Genomic DNA, 22,302 nt, shown 5'->3' on the forward strand with positions numbered 1-22,302 from the left:
TGCCTATTTTTTTTTAGCACACATTGGCTCAATCCTTACAAAGGTATGGGTTTCAGGCTGGTTGTTACCCCCCCAGCTAAAATTCAAAACCTTTAATTATAACATAGATTTTTTTTTCAAGAGGTCTATACTTTTGCCAGCTATAAGGAGGGTTACTTATTAAGATTAAATAAGAGCTAGTCGAACTTCTCAACAGGGTAGGCAAGCGACGCTTTTTTCCTACCCTTACCGCCTAAAACCAGCGCTTTTTGAGTTTCTTCAAGTGCGATCGTCTCAAATTTTCCACCAACCCCCGCAACTGGTTCAAATTACCCGCTTCGCCCCCGTACTTCCACCGCACGTAAGCCTGCGAAACCTCATCAATCACCTCAGCTTCATCAGTTGCATGATTCCCGCGCATAGCCTCAGCATACTCCAAAGGCGTTTGAGCGCGAGGTTTCACAAATCCCCTACTCGCCAAATCCTTCAGCATTTCCTGATAAACCCCCTCCACGGGCGGCAACTTCGCCAGCCAGCGGCGGTGGCGCCACTTGCGCCACAGTTGCCAAATTAACCAGCCAATAAAGCCAAAGCCGATCGCAGCAATCAAACCAGTAAATAACCCCACCCAACCCTTAGCAAACTGTCCCAGAAACCAGCCCACAATCAAAGTTATCCAGCCAATTACAAAACCTATGACTGAATCCAGCCCGCTTCTGAGAGGAGTCGGTAGCCAACCCGCGATCCAATTCCAAAACGATTCCAGCGCACTAAAAGTCTGGTTGTCTTCCACCGAAGCCGGAATCAGCGGATAACCGGGAATCGGATTAAAAGCAAACCAGCCGTGATTGGGAAAATATACCTCCGTCATTAAAAAAGCGTCGGTATTTTTCACAACATAGTAACCAGTAAACGGGTTGAATTCCCCCGTATCGAACCCGCCAGCCATTCGGGCCGGAATCCCGATCGATCTGAGCATAATTGTCAGTACCGTCGAAAAGTGGTCTGGATATCCCCCTGTAACTTTTTTGCCGCCCTGAGTGTTTTTGTAGCCAAACAGAAAACCCTCCACTAAATCTTCACCTTCCTCTAAGTAAGGCAAAGCTTTCTCAATTTTATAATTAGGGTTTTGCTTCAAATATTGAGCTAAGTACAAAGCTTTTTCGTAAGGAGAATCAATCGGTCTGTCCGACTGAGATACTCTAGTTCTTGCCGCCAAGATTTCTTCAGTTTTTTCTCGCACCTTCTGGGCAATTTTCGGCGGCACATCCAAATAGAAATTGCGAATATTTTTCGGGTAATTAGTACCAGTTTTCCCCAACAAAGAGCGATCGCGAAAAGGCACATTAGAAATCACCGTATAAGTCACACCCTCTCCCAATTCTGCAGGCGCTCGCAAACCCCCCTCCGCATCAATCGCCGCCTCTGGACTCGGAAAATAAAGTTCCCTCGGCTTGTTTAAAGCCGGAATCAAATTCGGCATTGGAGCAACAATAGTATAACTTTGAATCACCTCTTGAGTCCGAGGCGCATTGGGAAACGGATTCAGATAAAATTGATAAGACCAGCGAGGTCGAGTCAGCTTTTGAGCTTGTTCGTTGCGAGAAATTTCCCAACCCTGACCGGTGTATTTGTCAAATCCCAACACGCGCCAAAAACCCGCCGCCTGCGATCGCACCCGCATCACCACTTGGGGTTTCATTTCCCCCCGCAAATTTTGATTAATGCGCTGGTTGAAACCGTAATAAAAAGTAGAGTCTACCTCTCCTGGCCCAGAGTCTGGGTTTCTCCCCCTTCCTCCGCCAGTCCCTTTTTCATTTCCCCCTCTAACATACCCCGGATTCAGAATGCTGCGCGAGTCAAACTCCCCCTGATATTGAATAGGAGCACTCACCGGAAAAGTCCGCAACTGATAGCCAGGGAGGCGTGGCAAAAACGCAAAAATAGTCAGCCCCAACCCGACAGTTATCAGCAGCAGCCAACCAAAATACTTTGGGGATAAAGTAGCAGCAAATAGCGATAGGCTTTCATTTTTCCCTTTACCTTGTGCTTTTTCGCCAATGGCTTCTGGCTTCACAAATCCCAAGCGCGATCGATAATCCAACACCAAAGTCGGAAGCGCTAAAGCCAAAAACACCAACAACAGCGGCCCAAAAGTCAAGGTTTGGCTAAGAGTCGCTGCTACCCCTAACAAAATTAGCCCGATTACCATCGAATAGCCTAAATCCTTGCGGCGAGGCAAATCGAAACTGTGCAGCACTTGAAGTTGGATTAACAGTTGCGCCAAAACTAACCGCGTATCATTCAATTCTCCCACCAAGCGGCTAAAAAAAGCGAACAGCGCCACCAGCATTCCAATAGCTATGCAGAACTTAGCAGCTACATTGCGATCGCGGCGGCGGTACCAACTCCAAGTTGCTCCCACAATACTAACAGGCACAGCCCACAAGTTCAGAGCTTCTTCAGCAGCAACGTCGGTAGCTACAATTCCCACAATTACCAACAACTGAACTAGGATTCGCAGCAGTAAAGAATCCTCAATCACCGGCGGAGGCATGGCCTCAATCTGCTCCCACAGCTTACCCAAAACAGGTATATTTCGCAGGTTATCAGTTGTCATGTGCACCCATCCAACTATTTTAGATTTTAGATGTTAGATTTTAGATTGACTCCACAGATAAATCTGGGTTTTACCTAATATCTAAATCTTATTTCCCTGTCAAACGATTGTAGATTTTAGATTTTAGATTCACTCCCCAGATAAAGCTGGGTTTTACCTAATATCTAAATCTTATTTCTCTGTCATTAGATTTTAGATTGACTCCACAGATTAACTTCACAGATAAATCTGGGGGCTTGAACTAATATCTAATTTTTTTTTTGTTTTCCACGACATAAGTCGAGGAATTGCATTTGTTTTTGTGTGAGGTCAAACCAGCGAGTAAAAACCTAAATTATTTACTCTAATTACACCTTTCTAGTTGCTATCTTGTCCGGTTAAAATTGGACGAATAGCAAACATCAAAGGTCTGGTCTCGAAGTTTTGGAATCGAACTTCTAGGGCATAAGTCTTGTTAGGTTGCGGGTCAAACAACTCCACACTTAAATGCCCGGAATTCGGACGGTGTGCAGTTGCTTCGGCATCTCCTCCCTTGAGTTCCAAGCTTCCTGCCCCGGGAAATTGGCACTCTACTCTTAAACACGGCATTGGCTGTTCTCTGTTGGGGTTCGAGAGGTATTGAGCCTCCAGAGTCAGCGAACCCAAACCAGTCAGCCACTCCCGCGAAACCGGCGGCTGATTCACAGGACAATCGAGAGTTAGAGACTCAATGATTTCCTTGGCGGCCAACAGCGACAGCACCATTTGTTGATCGGTACTGGCTGCTTCGTAATTCGGGAAATCTTCTAAATCTAGAAGTCCCCGCAAAGAACCTCGGAGCACTAAACCAGCTAACTCGTTGAGTTCCTGAGACTGGCCCGGAAATAAGCTATCTACAGCACGAACTAACTTTGAGCCTTGCCGCAGCGACGACATTACCAGTTCCTGACAAGGTTCTAGCAGTTGAGCAAAAACCCCTTGGGCGATCGGAATTGGCAGGCGGCCCCACCTGATATTTTGTAGTTGGGGAGTCCAGAGGTGTAGGGGAGGAACCCATTGCGGGGCTACATCGTCTGGGTAATCGTGGTCGTAGCTTTTGAATTCTGTTTCCCAGGGGAACAGCGGCGGGTTAGATTCAATTTCGGCTCTAAGCCTTTCTTTTAACAAGGTCTGAAAACGGTCTTGCACGGTCGGTATTTCTCCAATTGTCAGCGGTTGTGCGGGTGCATTGTTGTGCGCCCCCACTTGATAGTCCAGCGGGTCTGGTTCGTCCCATTCCCAGTATTCCACCCCGGAATTGTCTTCTGTGTCGCCCCACTCTTCTGAGCGAGGGGATGGATTGAGGTTTTCCTCATTTTCGTTAGAGGTATTCGCGATCGGCACCTGCAATATCCAGTCTAAAAAATGGCGATCGAAAGCCTCTGCATCCCTGTTCGTTTCGTTATTCATCACTAGATGCCCCTTCTCCGGAATCTGAACGATTTCGCAATTCCCACGCAAGTTCCAGCAATTTAAACCACCGCTTCTGTACCTGGGCTACCGTGCTACCCAGGGTTTGGGCGATCGCTGACTCTGACAGACCCTGTTGTTTCAACTTTAGCAAACGCTGTCCCTCTGGACCAATTTGCTCGCCAAACGCCTGCCACTGAGAAGGCAGCAAACCCAAATTGCGGTCTAAGTCTGCTTCCAGCCACTGGTGAACAAGTTCCCAGCGGTGCGACATGGCGAACCTGAGCAAATGGTACTTGAAGCGCTGCTGCAAATAGTCTCTTTGGCGGGGAGTTATGCCCAGAAGCGACTCTATTTCATTAGTCGGCAAGTCTTGCAAGCGCAGCACGAAGTAATCGGCGCAGTCTTGTTGATTGCGCTCTTTCAAGTAAGCCACTAATTCGTCAATCACGTTTAGCCGCAGAGATTCTGACTCGTCGCCTTGGGGGCGAATTGCAGCGGAACCCTGTCCGGCCATCGCTTCCCGCACGGAGTGCACCGAGGTGTCGTTCCAAGTTTGGTCGGAATCGGAAGCCCCTCCGTCAGCGGCTTGTTCCATATCTACGGAGGTTTCTTTGGGCTGCTGCTGGGAAAAGGTTTGGGCCCGTAAAATAATTAGTTGCTGACTGCGGTTCCGAGGTAAAGGAATGCGCCGCTTGCCGAAGCGCTCTACAAAGGCCATGTACTCTGCTAGTTCTAAGCGAGTGCGGGGACTGTAGGTAGGTGGCAGTTGGGTTTCGCGCCGGAATGCCTTTAAAGCTTCCAGATAAAATCCTTGCAAAAAATCTTTGATCAGTTCTACTCGCGCCTGATAGCTAGACTGCACCTGCGGAGGGGTGATGTAGCGATAGACGATCGCGCTGAGGGTACTGTGCAATTCTACTCGCCCGGGCCCGGAGCCTAAATTGTAATAGTGGAGGCATTGTTGCAAGCGGTGCTGAGCTAGGCTCTGGGCTGAACCTTCTATATCTCCAGAGGCCTGAATCCGCTGGCTTTCAGTGCATATCCTGTTGACTTCTGCTGCGAGTCGCCCTGCTACATCTTGGCAGTTCTGCTCAGACGCGCGAGTGGACTTTTTGAGTTCGTCTAACAGCAGTTGAAATATGGTTTCCACGCTCTGGCAGATTTCCCGCATGATGGTTTACAGCTAACAATGAAAGTAGCACAGTTAGTCAAAGTATGGATAAATATTTCCTACCGCTACTTTACCCCGTCTTCCCCAGATAGGACAAACTGCAATGCCCTCTTTCTCCTCCTTCGCGCAAACACAGAGGACTGCTTTTTTTATCTGTCCTGGAGACGCCATCCGCCAAGAGCCAGGTTTAAACAGTTGCCATAACGATGGTTCATCAGAGTGTCGGGTTTGACAAAGCATTCATGGGGGCCCAAAACGCTACACGGCCGTTGATACCTTCGGCTGAGTGTTGTGGTGGTCACAGCAGCGCAAGTCCTTCCCAAGGTGAAGCGAGCAAACAGGTTCTCTCTTTCGGTCTACTAGATGGGGTCAAGGGTTATATTTAATTGCAAGTTCCTTATGCCCTCATTTAAACCCGCCCGCACAATTAAGTGTGTGTGATGTTCGTTAACTTCGGCATAAATTCCTTGATTTTTACTAACAATCAGAGTGCAGCCTTTTTATATAGCGGGATTGAGCGGGGGTTCCCCTGCTGCCCAATCGATGCGATCGGCAAACAAAGGCGCTTCGGAACAATAAGTTTGATTGCATCTATCTAAGGGTATCAATATTGCAATTACTTTAACCTGAAAAGCAGATATTTTACTAAAAGGCGATCGTCTTCGATCGTCCTCTGGGTTGATGTAAGTGGTTGGGGAAATTTGTTCTAATAAATGTAAAGTTAGATTTGAAGGAACAATTTCAATGCGTAAGTTAAACATAGGTCTATCTGACGAGCAGCGTGCAGGCGTTATCGAACTATTGAATCACGACCTGGCAGATGCTTATCTGCTGTTAATCAAAACCAAAAAGTATCACTGGGATGTAGTTGGCCCGCAGTTTAGATCGCTCCACCAGTTGTGGGAAGAACACTATCAGGCGTTAACACTAAATATCGATGCTATGGCTGAACGGGTGAGAACTTTAGGTGGTTATCCAATTGGTACTGCTGAGGGCTTTCTGAAGTATGGTTCGATAAAAGAACATATCGGCGATTTGCCTTTGGCTACGGAAATGGTATCGCGTTTAGTTGACGACCACGAACTAATTATTCGCAATCTCCGCAAACACGTTGAACAGTGCGGTGAAGAGTTTAAGGATGACGGAACCGCAGACTTTTTGACTGGTTTGATGGAACAGCACGAACAAATGGCTTGGATGTTGCGATCGTTTATTGAAGGGGAATCTATTTCGCCCGATGGTAAGCAGCCCCAAGCTCAAACTGCTACAGCTTCTCACGCTTAGAGAGATTAAGTAGACGGAATACGGAAGTTCGGCAACGGATTCGCTCCACGGATGTAACGGATGTCAGGAAGCAGGAAGCAGGAAAAAAAGGAAGAAGTAAGAATGGAAAATTCATTTTTTTTATTTAACCCTCTTTCCTAATTCTCGATCGACCAACCAGGCAGAATTAAACGCCCTCTAGCTTCCTCAAAAACCCGGTTTCTTCAAAAAACCGGGTTTTTCAACGTAGGGTTTATGTAGATTTTCGATTTCCTAAGCTATTGAATCGCATTCTTTCGTATAGCTGCGATGGCAACATTCTGTGAGCCTTGGTTCGCGCCTCAATCCTAGCAAGTGTCGTCCCTTCACTCGATTCTGATGCTTGTTCTAACTCTAACCCTGATTCAGTTGGCGGTGGGAGTATTATTTTTAATATACTTTCTATGGACAGCAGATACAAATTGTGGCGCAAGAGTGCCATTAATAAATCTTCTTTGAAAGCTCGATACAGCCAAGATAATGTACTGCGGTGATTGCCGCTGCGGTTGCTTTTAACAGCTAAGTAAATGTAAAAATTGCTGCTAGACCAGTGATAAATTCTGCTGGGAATTTCGGGATGTTGCTGCCGGACATCTGCCATAATTAAAGAGTGAGATTTGGCCATTGCTGCATAGTTGCTAGACATACTGCTGGCAATCTGCCGATAGCCAACTAAGTATTCTGGTACGACTTTAAATTGATAATGTTCGGCTATGCGGAGGTGCAGTTCCCAGTCTTCGCAGCCTTGAGCGTTTTCTAGTTTAAGTTGGCCGTTGTAACCGCCGACTTTTGCAAAACAAACGCGGCGGATTAGAGATGAGCTGGCATTGCCTATAAAATATTTATAAATTAATGCTGTGTAAACTTCTCCTTCGATGGTGGAGTTATAAAATCCACCTGTGAGCAAGTCTTTTTCATTTATATCAACTGACCAGGAATAGACAACTCCGACAGATGGTGCTGAGTAATTCAGGCAGTTAACTTGTTTTTCTAGGTTTTGCGGATACCAAATATCGTCGGCATCGATGGGAGCAATATATTCGCCTTTTGATTTTTCAATTGCTAGGTTGCGGGCGACGGCGACGCCGGAATTTGGCTGGTGGAATAAGCTGACTCGGCTATCTTTTTGAGCAAAAGATTGGACGATTTTGGCTGTTGTATCTGTAGAGCCGTCATCAACTACTAAAACTTCTATGTTTTGATAAGTTTGAGATAAGACAGACTCTAAGGTTTTAGCAATAAAATTGTCAGCGTTGAAAGCTGGTATGATGACTGAAACTAAGGGCTGATTTAAAGTGTTTTGGGAGTTGTTCATGTAATATAAAAAAGGGTTTATGTAAAAGTTTTGGTTCAAAGGGAGCTAGCTAAGGGTATGTTAGCAAATTACGAAAGCTCGATCGTACAGCGTCAGAAATTTTAAGACGTATATTTGACGTATATTTAAAATATATTGCCAAAAGTAATAAAATGTGCATTGAGTCCGCAGTCGCGATCGACACTTGGTGCAGGAGTCACTCGCGGATGAGGTCTGTAAAAGAAATTGTACCGCGCAAGTCCTGACAGTTCCCGGGTATCCGTAGAAAGTATGTTTTATTTTATACGGTGTACTTACTTATAAAATCACAATCTTGTGCGGTGCAACACAGCCGCACAAAAATGCTGTGGGTGCTTTTTCGCAAGTTTACACTAACAATCCTATATTTAAAGATTTTGTAAAGCTGTTGTCTGCGTCAGGTCAGTCTCAGCAAGATATGGCGTAGAATACAGGTATGAATTGGGGAAAATCCAATCGAGAATGCCAGCAAAAAATCTAGTTGAATACAAACAGCAATCGAGTTATAAATAAAAAAGTAGAGCTAATTTTACCCTTCGTAAAGTAGCAACAATAAAATTCCAGCAAACTTTAGCCCCTGCAATTTAAACAATTTAGGTAATGATTTCTACCGCCGACCCCACTGTATCCGTTATTATCCCAGTCCACAACGGGGGCTCTTACTTCCGCACCTGTTTGTCAAAACTGGCTCAAGCTGTGCCCAAACCGATCGAAATTATTGTAGTAGCAGATGGTGAAAGCGACGGTTCTTGGCGTCTGGCCAAGGAATTCGGCGCCAAAGTGATCAGGATTCCCGAATGCGGGGGGCCAGCGCGGGCAAGGAATTTGGGTGCCCAAGCTGCAAAGGGAGATATTCTGTTTTTTGTGGATGCTGATGTCGCTGTTTGTCCAGAAGCTGTGGGCTATGCGATATCGGTGTTCAAAAATAATCCCTACTTAGCTGCTTTCATTGGCTCTTACGACGATGATCCTGGAGATCCTGATTTTCTATCGCAGTACAGGAACTTGCTGCACCACTACGTGCACCAAACAGGTAACGAAGAAGCTTCGACTTTTTGGGGCGCTTGCGGAGTGATTCGCCGGGAAATTTTTTTGCAGATGGGTGGCTTTAATGAGAGTTACCGCCAAGCTTCGATCGAAGATATTGAGTTCGGCTACCGTTTGAAACAAGCAGGTTATAACATTCGGCTGTGCAAAACATTGCAGGTGAAACATTTAAAGCAGTGGAAACCTATGGGTATGGTGAAAGCTGACTTTTTCTACCGAGCACTGCCTTGGACAGAACTGATTTGGCGCGATCGCCAATTGAATAACGACCTCAACTTGCAAGTTTCAAACCGCATCAGCGTGATTTTAACTTATGCAGTGCTGCTGGCAGTTTTGGGAACGTGCTGGTCGCTGAGCTTTCTGTTACTGGCTAGTTTGCTGGCCATACCACTGGTAGCAATTAATGCACCGCTTTACCGATTTTTTCACCGTAAACACGGTATCCTATTTGCCCTGAAAACTATTCCGTGGCACTGGCTTTTCTACTTTTACAGCGGACTGGCATTCGCGATCGGCACTGGTCGCTACTTATACCAAAAAAAGCCTGTGACTGGCAAAGTTAGCTTGCCGGTATCCGCTCAATAAATCAAGGTAATTTGTGCTTAAACATCAGGTAGATCGATAGTTTCTCAGGGTATTCACTGGTGCATCTATCCCTTTGACAAGTTATAAATAACTGTATAGTTTCGATAAAAAAGCTGGAGGTAGGCTGAGTGAAACATTATCCTGTTGCGATCGTCGGTGCAGGCCCTGCGGGCTTGACTGCTGCCTATGAGCTCGTCAAGCAAGGCATCATCCCTGTTGTACTAGAAAAAGGTGATAAAGTTGGGGGAATAGCTCGCACAGAAACCTACAAAGGCTATCGTTTCGACATTGGCGGCCACCGCTTTTATACTAAAGTTGAAGCCGTGCAGCAGTTGTGGCAAGAGGTGCTGGGAAATGAGTTTATTAAAGTGCCACGATTGTCGCGAATCTTTTATCGAGGTAAATTTTTTAACTATCCGATCAGTGCCTTCAATACTCTCTTTAATTTGGGCATAATTGAGAGTACGCTGATTATTTTGAGTTATCTGAAAGTGAGAATTTGGCCACTTACCGAAGAAAAAACTTTTGAACAATGGGTGATCAATCGTTTTGGCGAACGCTTGTATAAAACATTTTTTAAGACTTACACTGAAAAAGTTTGGGGCATTCCTTGTTCGGAAATTCAAGCAGATTGGGCGGCGCAACGGATTAAAGGATTGTCCCTGACGACAGCAATTATTAATGCTTTGTTTGGCAGCAACGACACTAAAACATTAATCAAAGAGTTTGATTATCCGGCTTTGGGGCCGGGGATGATGTGGGAAAAGTTCGCGGAAGCTGTGGAGAATAAAGACGGCAAAGTTTATCTCGATACTAAAGTGATTAGCTTTGAGCGTGAAGGGAATAAAATTAAAAGTATTACTGCTGAGCAAAACGGAGAATTAATTCAATATTCGGCGGATAATTTCATTACGAGTATGCCGATATCGGCGCTGGTAGCAAGAATGAAACCGCAGCCGCCCGAAGAGGTATTGCACGCCGCGCGATCGCTCAAATATCGAGATTTTTTGATTGTATCGCTGATTGTCGATCGCAAGGATTTGTTTCCTGACAACTGGATTTACATTCACTCTCCCGAAGTCAAAGTGGGACGAATTCAAAACTTTAAGAATTGGAGCGCCGCTTTAGTTCCCGATGTCAGCAAAAGTTGTTTAGGAATGGAATATTTCTGTAGCGTAGGCGACGAGATTTGGGAAATGTCGGACGCGGAACTTATCGAATTAGCAACTCGCGAGTTGGTTGGTTTAGGGTTAGCAACAACGGCTGATGTGGAAGATGGAGTTGTCATACGGCAACTTAAAGCTTATCCAGTTTATGATGGGGAATATCGAGGACACTTGCAGGTACTTGAAGGTTTTTTGAAGGGATTTGAGAATTTGCAGACGATCGGGCGAAATGGTATGCACCGATACAACAACCAAGACCATTCCATGCTGACGGGGATGCTGGCTGTGAGAAATATTCTCGGCGAAAAGCACGATTTGTGGGATGTGAATACTGAGCGATCGTACTATGAAGACTTTAGTGTCGATCGCTCAAAAGAAAAGAAGGATTCGGATTTGATTTCGCAGTCAATATAGCTAGCCGAAATAGGGATTGCCATGAAAAAAGCGAACCTGCCAAACTTAATCGGCTTCGCAGCAAGCATCTTCGCGATCCTGCTTTCAGTGCAGTGGTTTGTGCCTATCCAACTCGACTTAATGGAAGCGATAGCCGCGATCGCTTCTGCTTGGAGCGTTTGGCTGCTTGCTAAAAACAATCCCCTAGGCTGGTGGATCGGCTTAATCGGAGTGATCGCCTACGCTGCGGTGTTTTATCAAGTTAAACTTTACGGCGAAGTTGCGATTCAATTCTTCTATTTAATCACGAGCTTGCAAGCAATTTATATTTGGCTGCGGGGCGGCGAAAACAGCACAGAAAAACCTTTATGTCGCCTTCCCCAACGCTGGCTCATCCTCACCGCAGTCTTAGTTACAGTAGGCGTATTGGGCTTGCGAACAGTATTAGTATCTTTGGGCGGTGCAGCACCATTCTGGGACGCCCTGACCACCATCTTAAGCGCGATCTCCCAGTTGTACCTGATGGAACGCTATCTCGAAAGCTGGTATTTGTGGATTGTTGCAGACACGATTTACGTTCCCTTGTATGCCTCGCGCGGGCTATATCTGACGAGTATTTTGTACGCGATATTTTGGTTGATGGCAATTTACGGACTGCAAAATTTTCAGCGGATTTACTCGGAACAAAAGTTAAAACAGCAGCAATCTTTATGAGATTCGGTGTTACTGTAGGCAAATTTTACCCCTTCCACAAAGGACACGACTACTTAATTCGAGAAGCTAAAAAAAGGTTGACCGTTTAATCGTTCTCGCCTGTTACAAAACAAATCAAGCAGTTGCAGGAAGCGTTAGAGCCGACTGGATTCGGTTTTTGCATCCCGACGCAGAAGTTATCGAAGTCCTCGACGATTTGCCGGAAGCCCCCGAACCTTGGGCTCAGAGGACTCTAGAGGTGCTTTCCGGGCGAAAACCCGATATCGCTTTTACTTCAGAAGATTACGGCGAACCTTGGGCAAAACTGATGGGCTCTCAACACTGTGCAGTCGATCGCGAACGGCTCAAATTCCCGATTTCGGGAACCCAATTGCGATCGCACCTAGCCGAACACTGGCAAATGCTGACTCCCCCAGCCAAAGCCTACTTTGCCAAACGAGTCTGCGTGCTGGGTGTAGAATCGAGCGGCACAACTACCCTGGCACGATCGCTCGCACAGCAGTACCAAACTGTTTGGGTTCCCGAGGTATCAGAAGACGGAGGCTGGACTCCGGCGGCACTGAGCCACGTACTCATCCGCTTCACGGCCCCACTCAAACTTTTGTCGGGAGCGAGTACCTGGGATATCATCACCCACAATGTGACTATCGGTGTGTAGATGCTTTGGTCGTAGGTGATTTTCTCATTCGCTAGAAGCTCCTGGACTAACGAATCTGGCAGCAGCTTCTCCCAAGGTGAGGCAACGCTCGGCAAAAATTGTTGTTTAAGAATGCACGCACGATTTGGCATAATCGAGAGAGATATTGTGGTTGGTCAGGCAATTATCTATGTAGATATTGCCTTACAGATTTTTTGGGGCTCACTTTTTCAGTGCCATTGCACTAAAGTCCTCACTACGAACCAATGTGAATGTGGTTGTTTGACCGGAGATAATAGGACTCTACGATTCTTTAAAGAAGCGGATGATTTCGCGGACGTGGTTGAGAAATTGTCCGTCATCGGTGAGTTGGGCGATCGCACTTTCTGCATCTCTTCTCAGGTGAGTGTGCTCTGCTTGATTTGTCGCTTGCAAAGATTGTAGAGATGCGGATAAAGTAGTTAGTTCTCTTCTGATAGCTTCCCGTTCCCGATTTTGGACAGCCACCCATGAATTGGGATTGTCTGAACTTAATTGATTGCTCAAATCTCTAACTGTAGATTCTAAGTTTGCAAAGCGGCTGCGGAGTTCGACAATATCTTCGCGGGGGTGCAAAAATTGGCGGCGGATACTTGTCAGCCTTTGGGCTAAATACTGATAACCTCGGATAGCTGGACGCAGTACAGTTAACAGCAGTGCAGCAGCGGAACTGAGATAGCCAATAGCACTAATTCCGGCGGCGGCTAGGGCGTAAAGTGCGATCGCGCTAAACAGGTGAAGTGCGATCGCCACAAAGAGCGATCGGCTAACTAATACAGTAACGTATTTGACTTGTTCCTGATCGACAGCAATGTTTTTTTTAGTCGATTCTGCGGCTTGCGCTAAAACTTCTTTAGCTTCAAAATGGATATTCCAGGGAACTGTAACTATCAGCAACAGCCATTCAAAAATAGCAATGGCAATTACCCAATCAATAAAACTGCCGACCGAGACGTGCAGCCATTGCAGAATGGCAAAAACTAGCAGCAAAAATATGCCTGTGGCGGCACCAAAACCTGCGAAGGTGTAATACATAGCGATGCCTTGGTGGAATGTTGTTTTGATTGTGGGTAGGTGTTTTAGGTCTGGAGTAATAAACTGTGACAGTTAAGTGAGCGTCCTATTAATCCCGGTTCATTAGTTATGAGTAAAAGTGCAGGTCAAGGGTTGCGAGCAACCTGTTTTTTCCCACAAATGCTTGCTCTACCTCAATCGTGCAAGTTAGTTGAGATTTGTGGTAGGTTGTTTAGGTATGGATTCATAAGGTGTGACAGTTAAGAAATCGTCCTATTGAACCCAGTTTATTAGTGATTAGTAATAGTCCGGGAGACAATGGTTTCCAGACGCCTGGTTTGTTCCATGAACATACACGGGCTTGAACCCATCCATAATAGTTAAAGGAAACGGTTTGTTTGTTTGGGAGTGCGTAAGTCCTCAATAATGAGTCATTGGCGATTAATTAGAGCGACACAAACAAACTTGACAATGTAACAAAATGTAAACTATCACAACCTCTGCGATTGCTTCATTTCACTGGCAAGGACATACTTATGTTTTTCGCAGTTCATCTAGTTAGTAATCAGGATGAAGTCAATCGATTTTAGATTTTAGATTTTAGATTTTAGATTTTAGATTTTAGATTGAAGCATTGACCCCACGGATGAATCCGGGGGCTTGTATCCTGGATGCTTTCGGTCAATCGATTTGAAATTTTAGATTTTAGATTGAAGCATTGACCCCACGGATGAATCCGGGGGCTTGTATCCTGGATGCTTTCGGTCACTTTCGCGCCTACTGATACCATTTGAGATTTGAGATTTGAGATTGGAAATGGCTGATTATGTATGGGTTTGCAGATTGTATATAGTTGCATTCATTTTTTGAACTGGTATCGCTAACGGCGTTACGCGGTGCTAGTGCTAGAAAAGCAGGAATCTCAAAACGCTCCCCTCTATCTATTTTTATTTTCCAGATCTGCTAAATCACCTGTGGCTGAGATAAACTGATTTGGAAGTAGAGCGCGCGTTTTGCAAGTTGCCTCTGGGTAACCCACACACTGCTACTGCAACCTGTCATCAGCCACACCAAAATAGGTGCCAAAATTAACTCTACATTCTCCGATTTCCATTAACTGCGCGTCTACAATCTAAAATCAAAAGTGAGCAGCAAGGACAAACCGATGGCGAACTCAACTCTTGGCCTAGAACCTCAACTTTACGATTATCTGTTATCTATTTCTCTGCGGGAGCCAGATATTCTCGCTTCACTACGGGAAGAAACTGCTAAGCATCCTATGGCCCAGATGCAGATAGCTCCCGAACAAGGTCAGTTTATGGAGCTCATGGTGCAGCTTATGGGAGCGACCAAAACCTTAGAAATTGGCGTTTTTACTGGTTATAGCTCGCTGTGCGTAGCTTTGGCGCTGCCTTCAAACGGTCAGATTATTGCCTGCGATGTCAGCGAGGAATATACTGCGATCGCACGACGCTATTGGGAAGCTGCGGGCGTGGCTAATAAGATTTCTTTGCAGTTGGGCCCAGCAATAAATACTCTCGACAAACTAATAGCCGAGGGACAAGCTGGAACCTTTGATTTTGCCTTCATCGACGCCGATAAAGAAAATTATGAGGCTTATTTTGAGCGATCGCTCCAACTTGTACGCAATGGGGGTTTAATTGTAATTGACAATGTTCTGTGGTCTGGACGAGTTGCTGATCCTCAAGTACAAGACGAAAGCACCACCGCCATTCGTACTTTTAATGAGAAATTGCGTAACGATCCCAGAGTTAGTCTCAGTGTTGTCCCCATTGCTGACGGGCTGACTTTGGCATTGAAACGCCGCTGGGCTACTATGATGGAACCTGAACAGGATAATTAAAGAGTTATTTGCGGTTTGTGGTGGATTTCTAAGGACTTATAGAAAAGCTATGAAGAAACCGGATTTCTGAGTCAAGCTTTTGGGATAAAACGAGTAATTTTTTTTCAAAAACCCCGTTTATGCGTTCAGGACTGTTTTTATTTGCTGCAAACCGCGAAGAAATAACAATTTAAGAATATTATATCTAAACAACGTAATTAATTGATTTGAGGCGTAACTTCGGGTGTCTAATTTACAACTAAAATTACCAATTCACGAAACTTTTCAGTGTACTGTTCAAGGCGAAGGTTACTGGACGGGGACTTTAGTTGATTTTATCAGATTGGCCGGTTGCCCTGTGCGGTGTCCTTGGTGCGACACAGGTTATGCCAATGGGGGCAAAGGTTTGCCGTCTGTACCGCAGTCGATCGCACAATTGCTCGCTCAATTGCAGTCTCCGAGGGTGGTCATTACTGGCGGCGAACCTTTCATTCACCGCGATTTGCCTGAGTTAGTTGAAGCTTTGTTAGAAGCTGACAAGCAGGTGAGTATTGAAACTTCGGGTGCTTACTGGCAGGATGTTTCCCCGCAGGCTTGGATTACTCTTTCTCCGAAGGAACACGTCAATCCTAAATACCCGGTGCAAGAGATTTTTTGGACTAGGGCTAATGAAATTAAATTGGTGGTTAGCACGGGCGAAGAAGTTGAATTTTATTACAAGCATTTGGAAAACAATGTGGATATTCCGGTTTTCTTGCAACCCGAATGGAACTCGAAAGATTCAGCAATTCCCATTATCTTAGAATTGCTAAAACAAAATCCTAGTTACAGGTTATCTTTGCAAACCCACAAGTTTATTGGCGTGCAATAAGTGGAGTATTTTGACACAGATAGCAGCCACTATGCGGAGCAAAGCAAAGAAAGTACATCGCCCTACTATTCGTATAAGTATGTGCTAAAATTAAAGCAGTAATTTATTGTATTATGAAAATTATGCAAGCAGCTACTGAAAATCAAATGGGAAAAGTTATCACAACCCTAGTAATTACGAATCGGATCGATGAAGCTAAAGCAGAAGATGGTCTGATCCCAATTGAGCAAGTGAGGTCTGTTACTCTAGAAAATGTTTTGGTGGATACGGGCGCGACAACTTTGTGTTTGCCTAAAGATGTCCTCGCTAGACTGGGTTTGAAAATTCTCAAGCAAGTGGTTGTGGAAACAGCCACGGGTATTAGTGAGGCGAGGATTTTTCAAGATGCCAAGATTTCTCTGTGCGGGCGCGAAGGGACTTTTGAGTGTTTGGAATTGCCAGAGGGGAAAACGCCACTTTTAGGCGTGATTCCGATGGAAGCCTTGGGAATTGAAATTGATTTGAAAAATCAAAAATTGAAGGTTTTGCCCGACGGCCCGACGGAAACCTATTGGACAATTCTTTGATATTCTTGAGTTTGGATGCCAGCAATTCGATCGGCAGCGCTAAGATGGTTAAGCACTGTTTTGCACTACTCTCATGTCCCAACGCGCCGAAACCTCAAACAGCCAGCCAAGTGCATCCCGCAACGGGCATAATGTGACGAATTCTCACTCTAACAACCAAAATACGATTCGGGTTCGCGGTGCGAGACAGCACAACCTGAAAAATATCGATCTGGAACTGCCGCGCGATCGCCTGATCGTTTTTACTGGTGTCTCCGGTTCTGGCAAGTCTTCCCTCGCTTTCGATACAATTTTTGCCGAGGGACAGCGCCGCTACGTGGAGTCTCTCAGCGCTTACGCGCGCCAGTTTTTGGGACAGTTGGACAAACCGGATGTGGACGCTATCGAAGGCTTGAGTCCGGCTATTTCGATCGACCAAAAGTCAACTTCTCATAACCCGCGATCGACTGTCGGCACTGTTACAGAAATTTACGATTATCTCAGATTGCTCTACGGCAGAGCTGGCGAACCACACTGTCCGATTTGCGATCGCTGCATTGCGCCGCAGACAATTGATGAAATGTGCGATCGAGTCATGGCGCTTCCCGATGGCACTCGCTTTCACCTTCTGGCACCAGTTGTGCGCGGAAAAAAAGGCACTCACCGCAAATTATTGTCGAGTTTAGCTGCGGAAGGATTTATTCGCGTCAAAGTTAACGGAGAAATTTTAGAACTTTCGGAAAATATCGAATTAGATAAAAATCATACGCACAATATCGAGATAGTTGTCGATCGGTTAATTAAAAAACCCGGTTTAGAAGAACGTTTAGTTGATTCTCTGGCAACTTGTTTGCGCCATTCTGAGGGAATTGCGATTATTGAAGAGTTACCGACTGAAGAAAATTCCCAACCACAGGGGCCGATGGTATTTTCCGAAAACTTTGCTTGTCCCGAACACGGCGCGGTAATGGAAGAACTTTCACCCAGGTTATTTTCGTTTAATTCGCCCTACGGCGCGTGCCAAAACTGCCACGGTTTGGGGAGTTTGCGGACTTTTGCGCCGGAGTTGGTAGTTCCCGACGAGAAAGCGCCTCTTTATTGTGCGATCGCGCCTTGGTCAGACAAAGATAATTCCTATTATCTCTCTTTGCTTTGCAGTATTGCTGATAGTTGTGGGTTTGATATCGACACTCCTTGGTATCGATTAAAGCCCGAACACCAGCGGGTGATTTTGTACGGAAATGAGCAAAAGCGCACCGCAGAAAGTAAAAAGCGCGACGGCAACACCACCGATTTTAGGAGAGATTTTAATGGCGTAATTTCCATGTTGCAGCGCCAGTACGACGATACTGGTTCTGATCTGATCAAGCAGAAGTTGGAACAGTATCGGGTCGATCGCTCTTGCGAGGTTTGTCACGGCAAACGCTTGAAACCCGAAGCGCTTTCGGTGCGGTTGGGACAGTACGGAATTGTGGATTTAACCAGTATTTCGATTCGCGAATGTCGCGAAAGAGTAAATAATTTGGGATTGAGCGCTCGGCAATTCCAAATATCCGATTTAGCCCTGAGAGAAATCAAAGCAAGGCTGCAATTTTTGCTCGATGTCGGGTTAGATTACCTGACTTTAGACCGCGCCGCAATGACACTTTCTGGCGGAGAAGCCCAGCGAATTCGGCTAGCGACTCAAATCGGTTCTGGTTTGACGGGCGTGCTCTACGTTTTGGACGAACCCAGCATTGGACTGCATCAAAGAGACAACTTTCGCCTGCTGCAAACATTAACAAAATTGCGCGATTTAGGCAATACTTTGATTGTCGTAGAACACGATGAAGAAACCATGCGGGCGGCCGACCACATTGTTGATATCGGGCCCGGTGCTGGCGTGCACGGCGGCAAAATTATCTCGGAAGGAAGTTTAGAAAATTTGCTAAGGGCAGAGGAATCTTTGACTGGTGCTTATTTGTCGGGAAAGCGAGTAATTGAAACCCCTAATGAAAGAAGAAAAGGCAACGGCAAAGCTATCTCAATCATAAATGCGACGCGCAACAATTTAAAAAATATCGATGTGGAAATTCCCCTCGGAAAACTCGTCTGCGTGACGGGGGTTTCCGGTTCGGGAAAATCAACTTTAATCAATGAATTGCTGTACCCGTCGCTGCAACACTATATCACCAAAAAAGTGCCTTTACCCCCCGATATGGACGCCCTCAAAACGAAGGGCGAACGCTCTCTAGAGGATGTGATTGATAAGGTAATTGTCATCGATCAATCTCCCATCGGTCGCACTCCGCGTTCTAATCCCGCTACTTACACGGGAGTCTTTGATGTGATTCGCGATTTGTTTGCCGAAAGCATTGAGGCGAAGGCAAGAGGTTACAAAGCAGGGCAGTTTTCTTTTAACGTGAAAGGGGGAAGGTGCGAAGCTTGCGGCGGCCAAGGCGTGAACGTGATTTCGATGAATTTTTTGCCGGATGTTTACGTGCAGTGTGAGGTTTGCAAAGGTGCGCGCTACAACCGGGAAACGCTGCAAGTGAAGTATAAAGGCAAGTCAATTTCTGATGTTTTGAACATGACTGTGGAGGAATCTTTGGAGCTGTTTAAAAATATTCCCAGGGCGGGCGTCAGACTGCAAACTTTGGTTGATGTTGGTTTAGGTTACATTCAGTTAGGACAGCCGGCGCCAACGCTTTCTGGAGGGGAAGCGCAGCGGGTAAAATTGGCAACGGAACTGTCGCGCCGCGCTACTGGGAAGACGCTTTATTTAATCGATGAACCGACGACTGGTTTGTCGTTTTATGATGTTCACCATTTGTTAAATGTGCTGCAAAGGTTGGTGGATAAGGGTAATTCAATTTTGGTAATCGAACACAATTTAGATGTGATTCGGTGCTGCGATTGGGCGATCGATTTGGGGCCTGAAGGGGGAGATAAGGGCGGCGAAATTATTGTGGCGGGGACGCCGGAGGAGGTGGCGGCAAATCAGAGGTCTTATACTGGGAAGTATTTGCACGCGGTTTTGCAGCAGCATCCTTTAGGCAGTGCTGTAGCTGTTAGTTAATAGTAAATTATTGCGTGGGATTCCTGCAAGGGATTGCCACGCTTTTAGTTGAAGTTATCGCTCTAAGTTGAGTAAGCGCGAGTGGGAGGTATTAACACTGGTTGGTGAAGGCAAAAATAATCCCGAAATTGCTGAGATATTGTATATAACTGAGGGAACAATTGATTGATTGAACATGGGGAAGGTGATATGGTGATGGCAATACTTTGTTTTTACGTTACATAGCACGTTTAGTGATTGACATCAGTGAGATTAATCACATATAAGCAATGATTTATACTATATCTATTTCTACGGGAAGTTAGTATGATTGCTTGGTTACTAAAATTACAAATACTATTCCGGTAGTATGAGCTATCTCAAAAAAAATTCAGTTAAACTTTTTCATCACTTTAAAGACAGGCTGTCTAATACTGAAAAGAGTATATACCTAATTTTAGCTGCCTCATTAATTATTCCAGTTTCTCAATTAGTTTTTCAATTAATAGTTGAGAACAAATATGTGGTTGGTATTACTATAGGTATAATAGTGCTTACCATTGGTCTTTATCTATACTTAAAGCGACAAAGAGGTGTTAGAGATAATCAGAAAATATATGATTTTGAAGATAAAAATAATTCACCTATAAATCATGATATCAACACAGGTGGCGGAAACTATAATCGAGTAATTAAAGGTAACTACATACAAGGTGATTATATCAAAATACAGGACAAGCGTGTAGATATGAACAAAGATATTACTTCCATTCTTGATGATTTTCGAGCTATTCTGAATGAAATGAAAAGTCAAGGATATAGTACAGAGCAAGCAGTAACTCAAATGGCTGAAGAGTTAGCCAAAGAGAGTCGAAATAAACCCTACGTTAAAGGTAAGTTTCATATTGACGAAAATGCTGCTGACAGTGAAGTTTATGAAACATTTGTGAGACTTTTAATTAAAAACCATTCATTCAATCAAACCACAGGCTATGAAGGAGAAGAAAATCATAGAAAAAACATTAACTATGAAGGACATACAATTTATTTGGAATCAGACAAAGATGATTTCTGGTGGTATTACAAGATAAATGGCCTTCTGTGTAATGAAAGTGGTAAATGTTGTTCTGGCAAAGAGTGGGCAATCGATGAAGCAAAAGGGAAGATAGACGAAGCAAGATTTAGTAATTGGTAGATAGAAGTGTGCGGGTGTAGCTCACTAATCAATCAGGTCTCAGATTTCAATTGTAATAATAACTTAAGGAGATATCAAGATGAGTAACAATGAAAATTGGACTGTTAACACAGGTGGCGGTAATTTCAACAATACTAAAGGTAATTACATTCAGGGAAATTACTACGCCGCAGGAAAGCCTCAAAGCTTAGTAGAAGCAGCAAGCGAAATTCAAGCATTAATCAAACAGCTAGAAACAAGTTATCCTAGCGATACACCAGAAAGAGATAAGGTAGTGGCCAAGGAAGTGGTTAAACACCTCGAAAGTAACCCAACACTGAAACAAAAAGTTATAAAGGCTGGTACAGACGCTAGTATAGCAGCGCTAGAAAAAGCTATCGATAATCCGGCTGGGGCGTTTATTACTGAATTCATCAAAAGCTGGAATGAATTTAGGTTATAATCTTTGTAAAGATTGGTAGCCAGCCTCGTGAATTTGTTATAAAATTAACATCTCGTGTTGTTCATAGTGTCCGAGGTAAATCCTTGGGTAAAAGCTACAAATGGCAAAGGATCTCTTCCACAATACAGTCAAAATCGCCCTACAAAAAGATGGCTGGAAGATTACCCACGATCCCTACCAGTTACGTTATGGTGTTGCTGATGTCTACATCGATCTTGCAGCCGAAGAAGCGATCGCCGCTGAAAAAGAAGGACGTAAAATAGCTGTAGAAGTCAAAAGTTTCGCAGGTGGCTCCACCATTTCTGAATTCCACACCGCCCTCGGTCAATTCTTCAACTATCGCGTTGCCATCGAAGTCTCTAGCGAACCAGAACGTATACTGTCTCTGGCCGTTCCCACCGATACCTACCAAATGTTTCTCAATTTGAACCTGCAAAAACTGTCATAGAACGTTATGAAATCCGACTAATTATTTACAATCCAACTCGTGAGGCGATCGACCAATGGATAGACTAAACGAATACCGCCAAATTGTTTGTGACTTTCTCGAAGACTTTTCTAAAAATGATGCAAATGCTCAGTTAATCTTCGATATTGCCCGCGATAGATATCTCGTGATGCACAACGAATGGCGCGACGAATATCGCATCTATGGGTGTGCCATGCAGCTCGATATCATTGAAAATTAAATCTGGATTCAACACAACAGTACCGAAATCTACATCGATCGAGAACTGATTCAACGTGGTGTGTCTCCTCAAGATATCATTCTTGGGTTTCGCTCCCCCAGTATCCGAAAACTCCTTGCCGCAAACTATTCCTAGAGACAAAAGTGTGGAACAGTTAGATGAATATCGGGAGCATTCGTAACAAGTTAAGCTTGGATGGCAGTTGTCAAGGGGATTTGAGAAGATGCTTCAAAGAAAAAGTAGTCAGAC

Annotated in this window: 19 protein-coding genes and 2 pseudogenes; 15 read left to right on the forward strand and 6 right to left on the reverse strand. The window is 44.9% G+C overall.

What is annotated here, in order from left to right; genetic code table 11:
- Positions 1 to 232: 232 nt before the first annotated feature.
- The 4 genes from QUA90_RS27805 to QUA90_RS27820 all read right to left on the reverse strand — a co-directional run bounded on the left by QUA90_RS27805 (position 233) and on the right by QUA90_RS27820 (position 5,962).
- Positions 233 to 2,599, reverse strand: coding sequence for a DUF3488 and DUF4129 domain-containing transglutaminase family protein (locus QUA90_RS27805; protein ID WP_333388585.1), 2,367 nt, complete (start codon positions 2,597 to 2,599; stop codon positions 233 to 235).
- A 357-nt stretch (positions 2,600 to 2,956) separates the two neighbouring features.
- Positions 2,957 to 4,027, reverse strand: coding sequence for a hypothetical protein (locus QUA90_RS27810; protein ID WP_333388582.1), 1,071 nt, complete (start codon positions 4,025 to 4,027; stop codon positions 2,957 to 2,959).
- A complete protein-coding gene (gene hetZ, locus QUA90_RS27815; RefSeq protein ID WP_333214106.1) occupies positions 4,020 to 5,201 on the reverse strand; it encodes a heterocyst differentiation protein HetZ in 1,182 nt (393 codons plus the stop codon). The genes QUA90_RS27810 and hetZ overlap by 8 nt, the downstream gene beginning before the upstream one ends.
- 500 nt (positions 5,202 to 5,701) lie before the next feature.
- Positions 5,702 to 5,962: a hypothetical protein gene (locus tag QUA90_RS27820; RefSeq protein ID WP_333324517.1), complete on the reverse strand. Its 261-nt coding sequence runs from the start codon at positions 5,960 to 5,962 to the stop codon at positions 5,702 to 5,704.
- Between QUA90_RS27820 and QUA90_RS27825 the strand changes: the two genes are divergently transcribed.
- The gene (locus QUA90_RS27825) at positions 5,946 to 6,485 is read left to right on the forward strand and encodes a Dps family protein (RefSeq protein ID WP_333080946.1); all 540 of its coding nucleotides are present in this window, start codon (positions 5,946 to 5,948) and stop codon (positions 6,483 to 6,485) included. The genes QUA90_RS27820 and QUA90_RS27825 overlap by 17 nt on opposite strands.
- A gap of 232 nt (positions 6,486 to 6,717) precedes the next feature.
- Here the strand turns inward: QUA90_RS27825 and QUA90_RS27830 are convergent, their stop codons facing one another.
- A complete protein-coding gene (locus tag QUA90_RS27830; RefSeq protein WP_333324515.1) occupies positions 6,718 to 7,818 on the reverse strand; it encodes a glycosyltransferase family 2 protein in 1,101 nt (366 codons plus the stop codon).
- Positions 7,819 to 8,436: 618 nt separating this feature from the next.
- Here QUA90_RS27830 and QUA90_RS27835 point away from each other — a divergent pair.
- The 5 genes from QUA90_RS27835 (at position 8,437) to QUA90_RS27850 (ending at position 12,399) form a co-directional block, all read left to right on the forward strand.
- Positions 8,437 to 9,468: a glycosyltransferase family 2 protein gene (locus tag QUA90_RS27835; protein WP_333388574.1), complete on the forward strand. Its 1,032-nt coding sequence runs from the start codon at positions 8,437 to 8,439 to the stop codon at positions 9,466 to 9,468.
- A gap of 128 nt (positions 9,469 to 9,596) precedes the next feature.
- Positions 9,597 to 11,048 (forward strand): NAD(P)/FAD-dependent oxidoreductase, encoded by a 1,452-nt coding sequence (locus QUA90_RS27840; protein WP_333448511.1) that lies wholly within the window; start codon positions 9,597 to 9,599, stop codon positions 11,046 to 11,048.
- Positions 11,049 to 11,069: 21 nt separating this feature from the next.
- Positions 11,070 to 11,741 (forward strand): nicotinamide riboside transporter PnuC, encoded by a 672-nt coding sequence (pnuC, locus tag QUA90_RS27845; RefSeq protein WP_333324509.1) that lies wholly within the window; start codon positions 11,070 to 11,072, stop codon positions 11,739 to 11,741.
- On the forward strand, positions 11,738 to 11,830 hold the full coding sequence (locus tag QUA90_RS30600; RefSeq protein WP_445300147.1) for an adenylyltransferase/cytidyltransferase family protein: 93 nt from the start codon (positions 11,738 to 11,740) through the stop codon (positions 11,828 to 11,830). The genes pnuC and QUA90_RS30600 overlap by 4 nt, the downstream gene beginning before the upstream one ends.
- A gap of 68 nt (positions 11,831 to 11,898) precedes the next feature.
- On the forward strand, positions 11,899 to 12,399 hold the full coding sequence (locus tag QUA90_RS27850) for an AAA family ATPase (protein ID WP_333448512.1): 501 nt from the start codon (positions 11,899 to 11,901) through the stop codon (positions 12,397 to 12,399).
- A 282-nt stretch (positions 12,400 to 12,681) separates the two neighbouring features.
- On the opposite strand, the gene QUA90_RS27855 is transcribed toward QUA90_RS27850, so the two are convergent.
- Positions 12,682 to 13,452, reverse strand: a complete 771-nt coding sequence (locus QUA90_RS27855; protein WP_333324505.1) for a hypothetical protein — start codon at positions 13,450 to 13,452, stop codon at positions 12,682 to 12,684.
- 1,144 nt (positions 13,453 to 14,596) lie between these two features.
- Between QUA90_RS27855 and QUA90_RS27860 the strand changes: the two genes are divergently transcribed.
- The 9 genes and pseudogenes from QUA90_RS27860 to QUA90_RS27900 all read left to right on the forward strand — a co-directional run bounded on the left by QUA90_RS27860 (position 14,597) and on the right by QUA90_RS27900 (position 22,188).
- Positions 14,597 to 15,295 carry a class I SAM-dependent methyltransferase gene (locus tag QUA90_RS27860; RefSeq protein WP_333448513.1) on the forward strand — a complete coding sequence of 233 codons (699 nt, stop codon included), beginning with the start codon at positions 14,597 to 14,599 and terminating at the stop codon, positions 15,293 to 15,295.
- 223 nt (positions 15,296 to 15,518) lie between these two features.
- On the forward strand, positions 15,519 to 16,145 hold the full coding sequence (locus QUA90_RS27865; protein ID WP_333448514.1) for a 7-carboxy-7-deazaguanine synthase QueE: 627 nt from the start codon (positions 15,519 to 15,521) through the stop codon (positions 16,143 to 16,145).
- 122 nt (positions 16,146 to 16,267) lie between these two features.
- Positions 16,268 to 16,711 (forward strand): retroviral-like aspartic protease family protein, encoded by a 444-nt coding sequence (locus QUA90_RS27870; protein ID WP_333448519.1) that lies wholly within the window; start codon positions 16,268 to 16,270, stop codon positions 16,709 to 16,711.
- Positions 16,712 to 16,784: 73 nt separating this feature from the next.
- Entirely contained in the window at positions 16,785 to 19,748 is a 2,964-nt protein-coding gene (uvrA, locus tag QUA90_RS27875; RefSeq protein ID WP_333448515.1) for an excinuclease ABC subunit UvrA, read from the forward strand.
- Positions 19,749 to 19,815: 67 nt separating this feature from the next.
- A complete protein-coding gene (locus QUA90_RS27880) occupies positions 19,816 to 19,917 on the forward strand; it encodes a helix-turn-helix transcriptional regulator (protein WP_333448516.1) in 102 nt (33 codons plus the stop codon).
- Between the two features lie 180 nt (positions 19,918 to 20,097).
- Positions 20,098 to 20,922 carry a hypothetical protein gene (locus QUA90_RS27885; RefSeq protein ID WP_333448517.1) on the forward strand — a complete coding sequence of 275 codons (825 nt, stop codon included), beginning with the start codon at positions 20,098 to 20,100 and terminating at the stop codon, positions 20,920 to 20,922.
- A 79-nt stretch (positions 20,923 to 21,001) separates the two neighbouring features.
- On the forward strand, positions 21,002 to 21,364 hold the full coding sequence (locus tag QUA90_RS27890) for a hypothetical protein (protein ID WP_333448518.1): 363 nt from the start codon (positions 21,002 to 21,004) through the stop codon (positions 21,362 to 21,364).
- Between the two features lie 100 nt (positions 21,365 to 21,464).
- A pseudogene (locus QUA90_RS27895) lies at positions 21,465 to 21,880 on the forward strand (XisH family protein).
- Positions 21,868 to 22,188, forward strand: a pseudogene (locus QUA90_RS27900) (XisI protein). Before QUA90_RS27895 ends, QUA90_RS27900 begins: the two co-directional pseudogenes overlap by 13 nt.
- Positions 22,189 to 22,302 lie beyond the last annotated feature (114 nt).

Origin of the sequence: Microcoleus sp. D3_18_C4, assembly GCF_036702355.1 — a bacterium.
Classification (GTDB): Bacteria; Cyanobacteriota; Cyanobacteriia; order Cyanobacteriales; family Microcoleaceae; genus Microcoleus.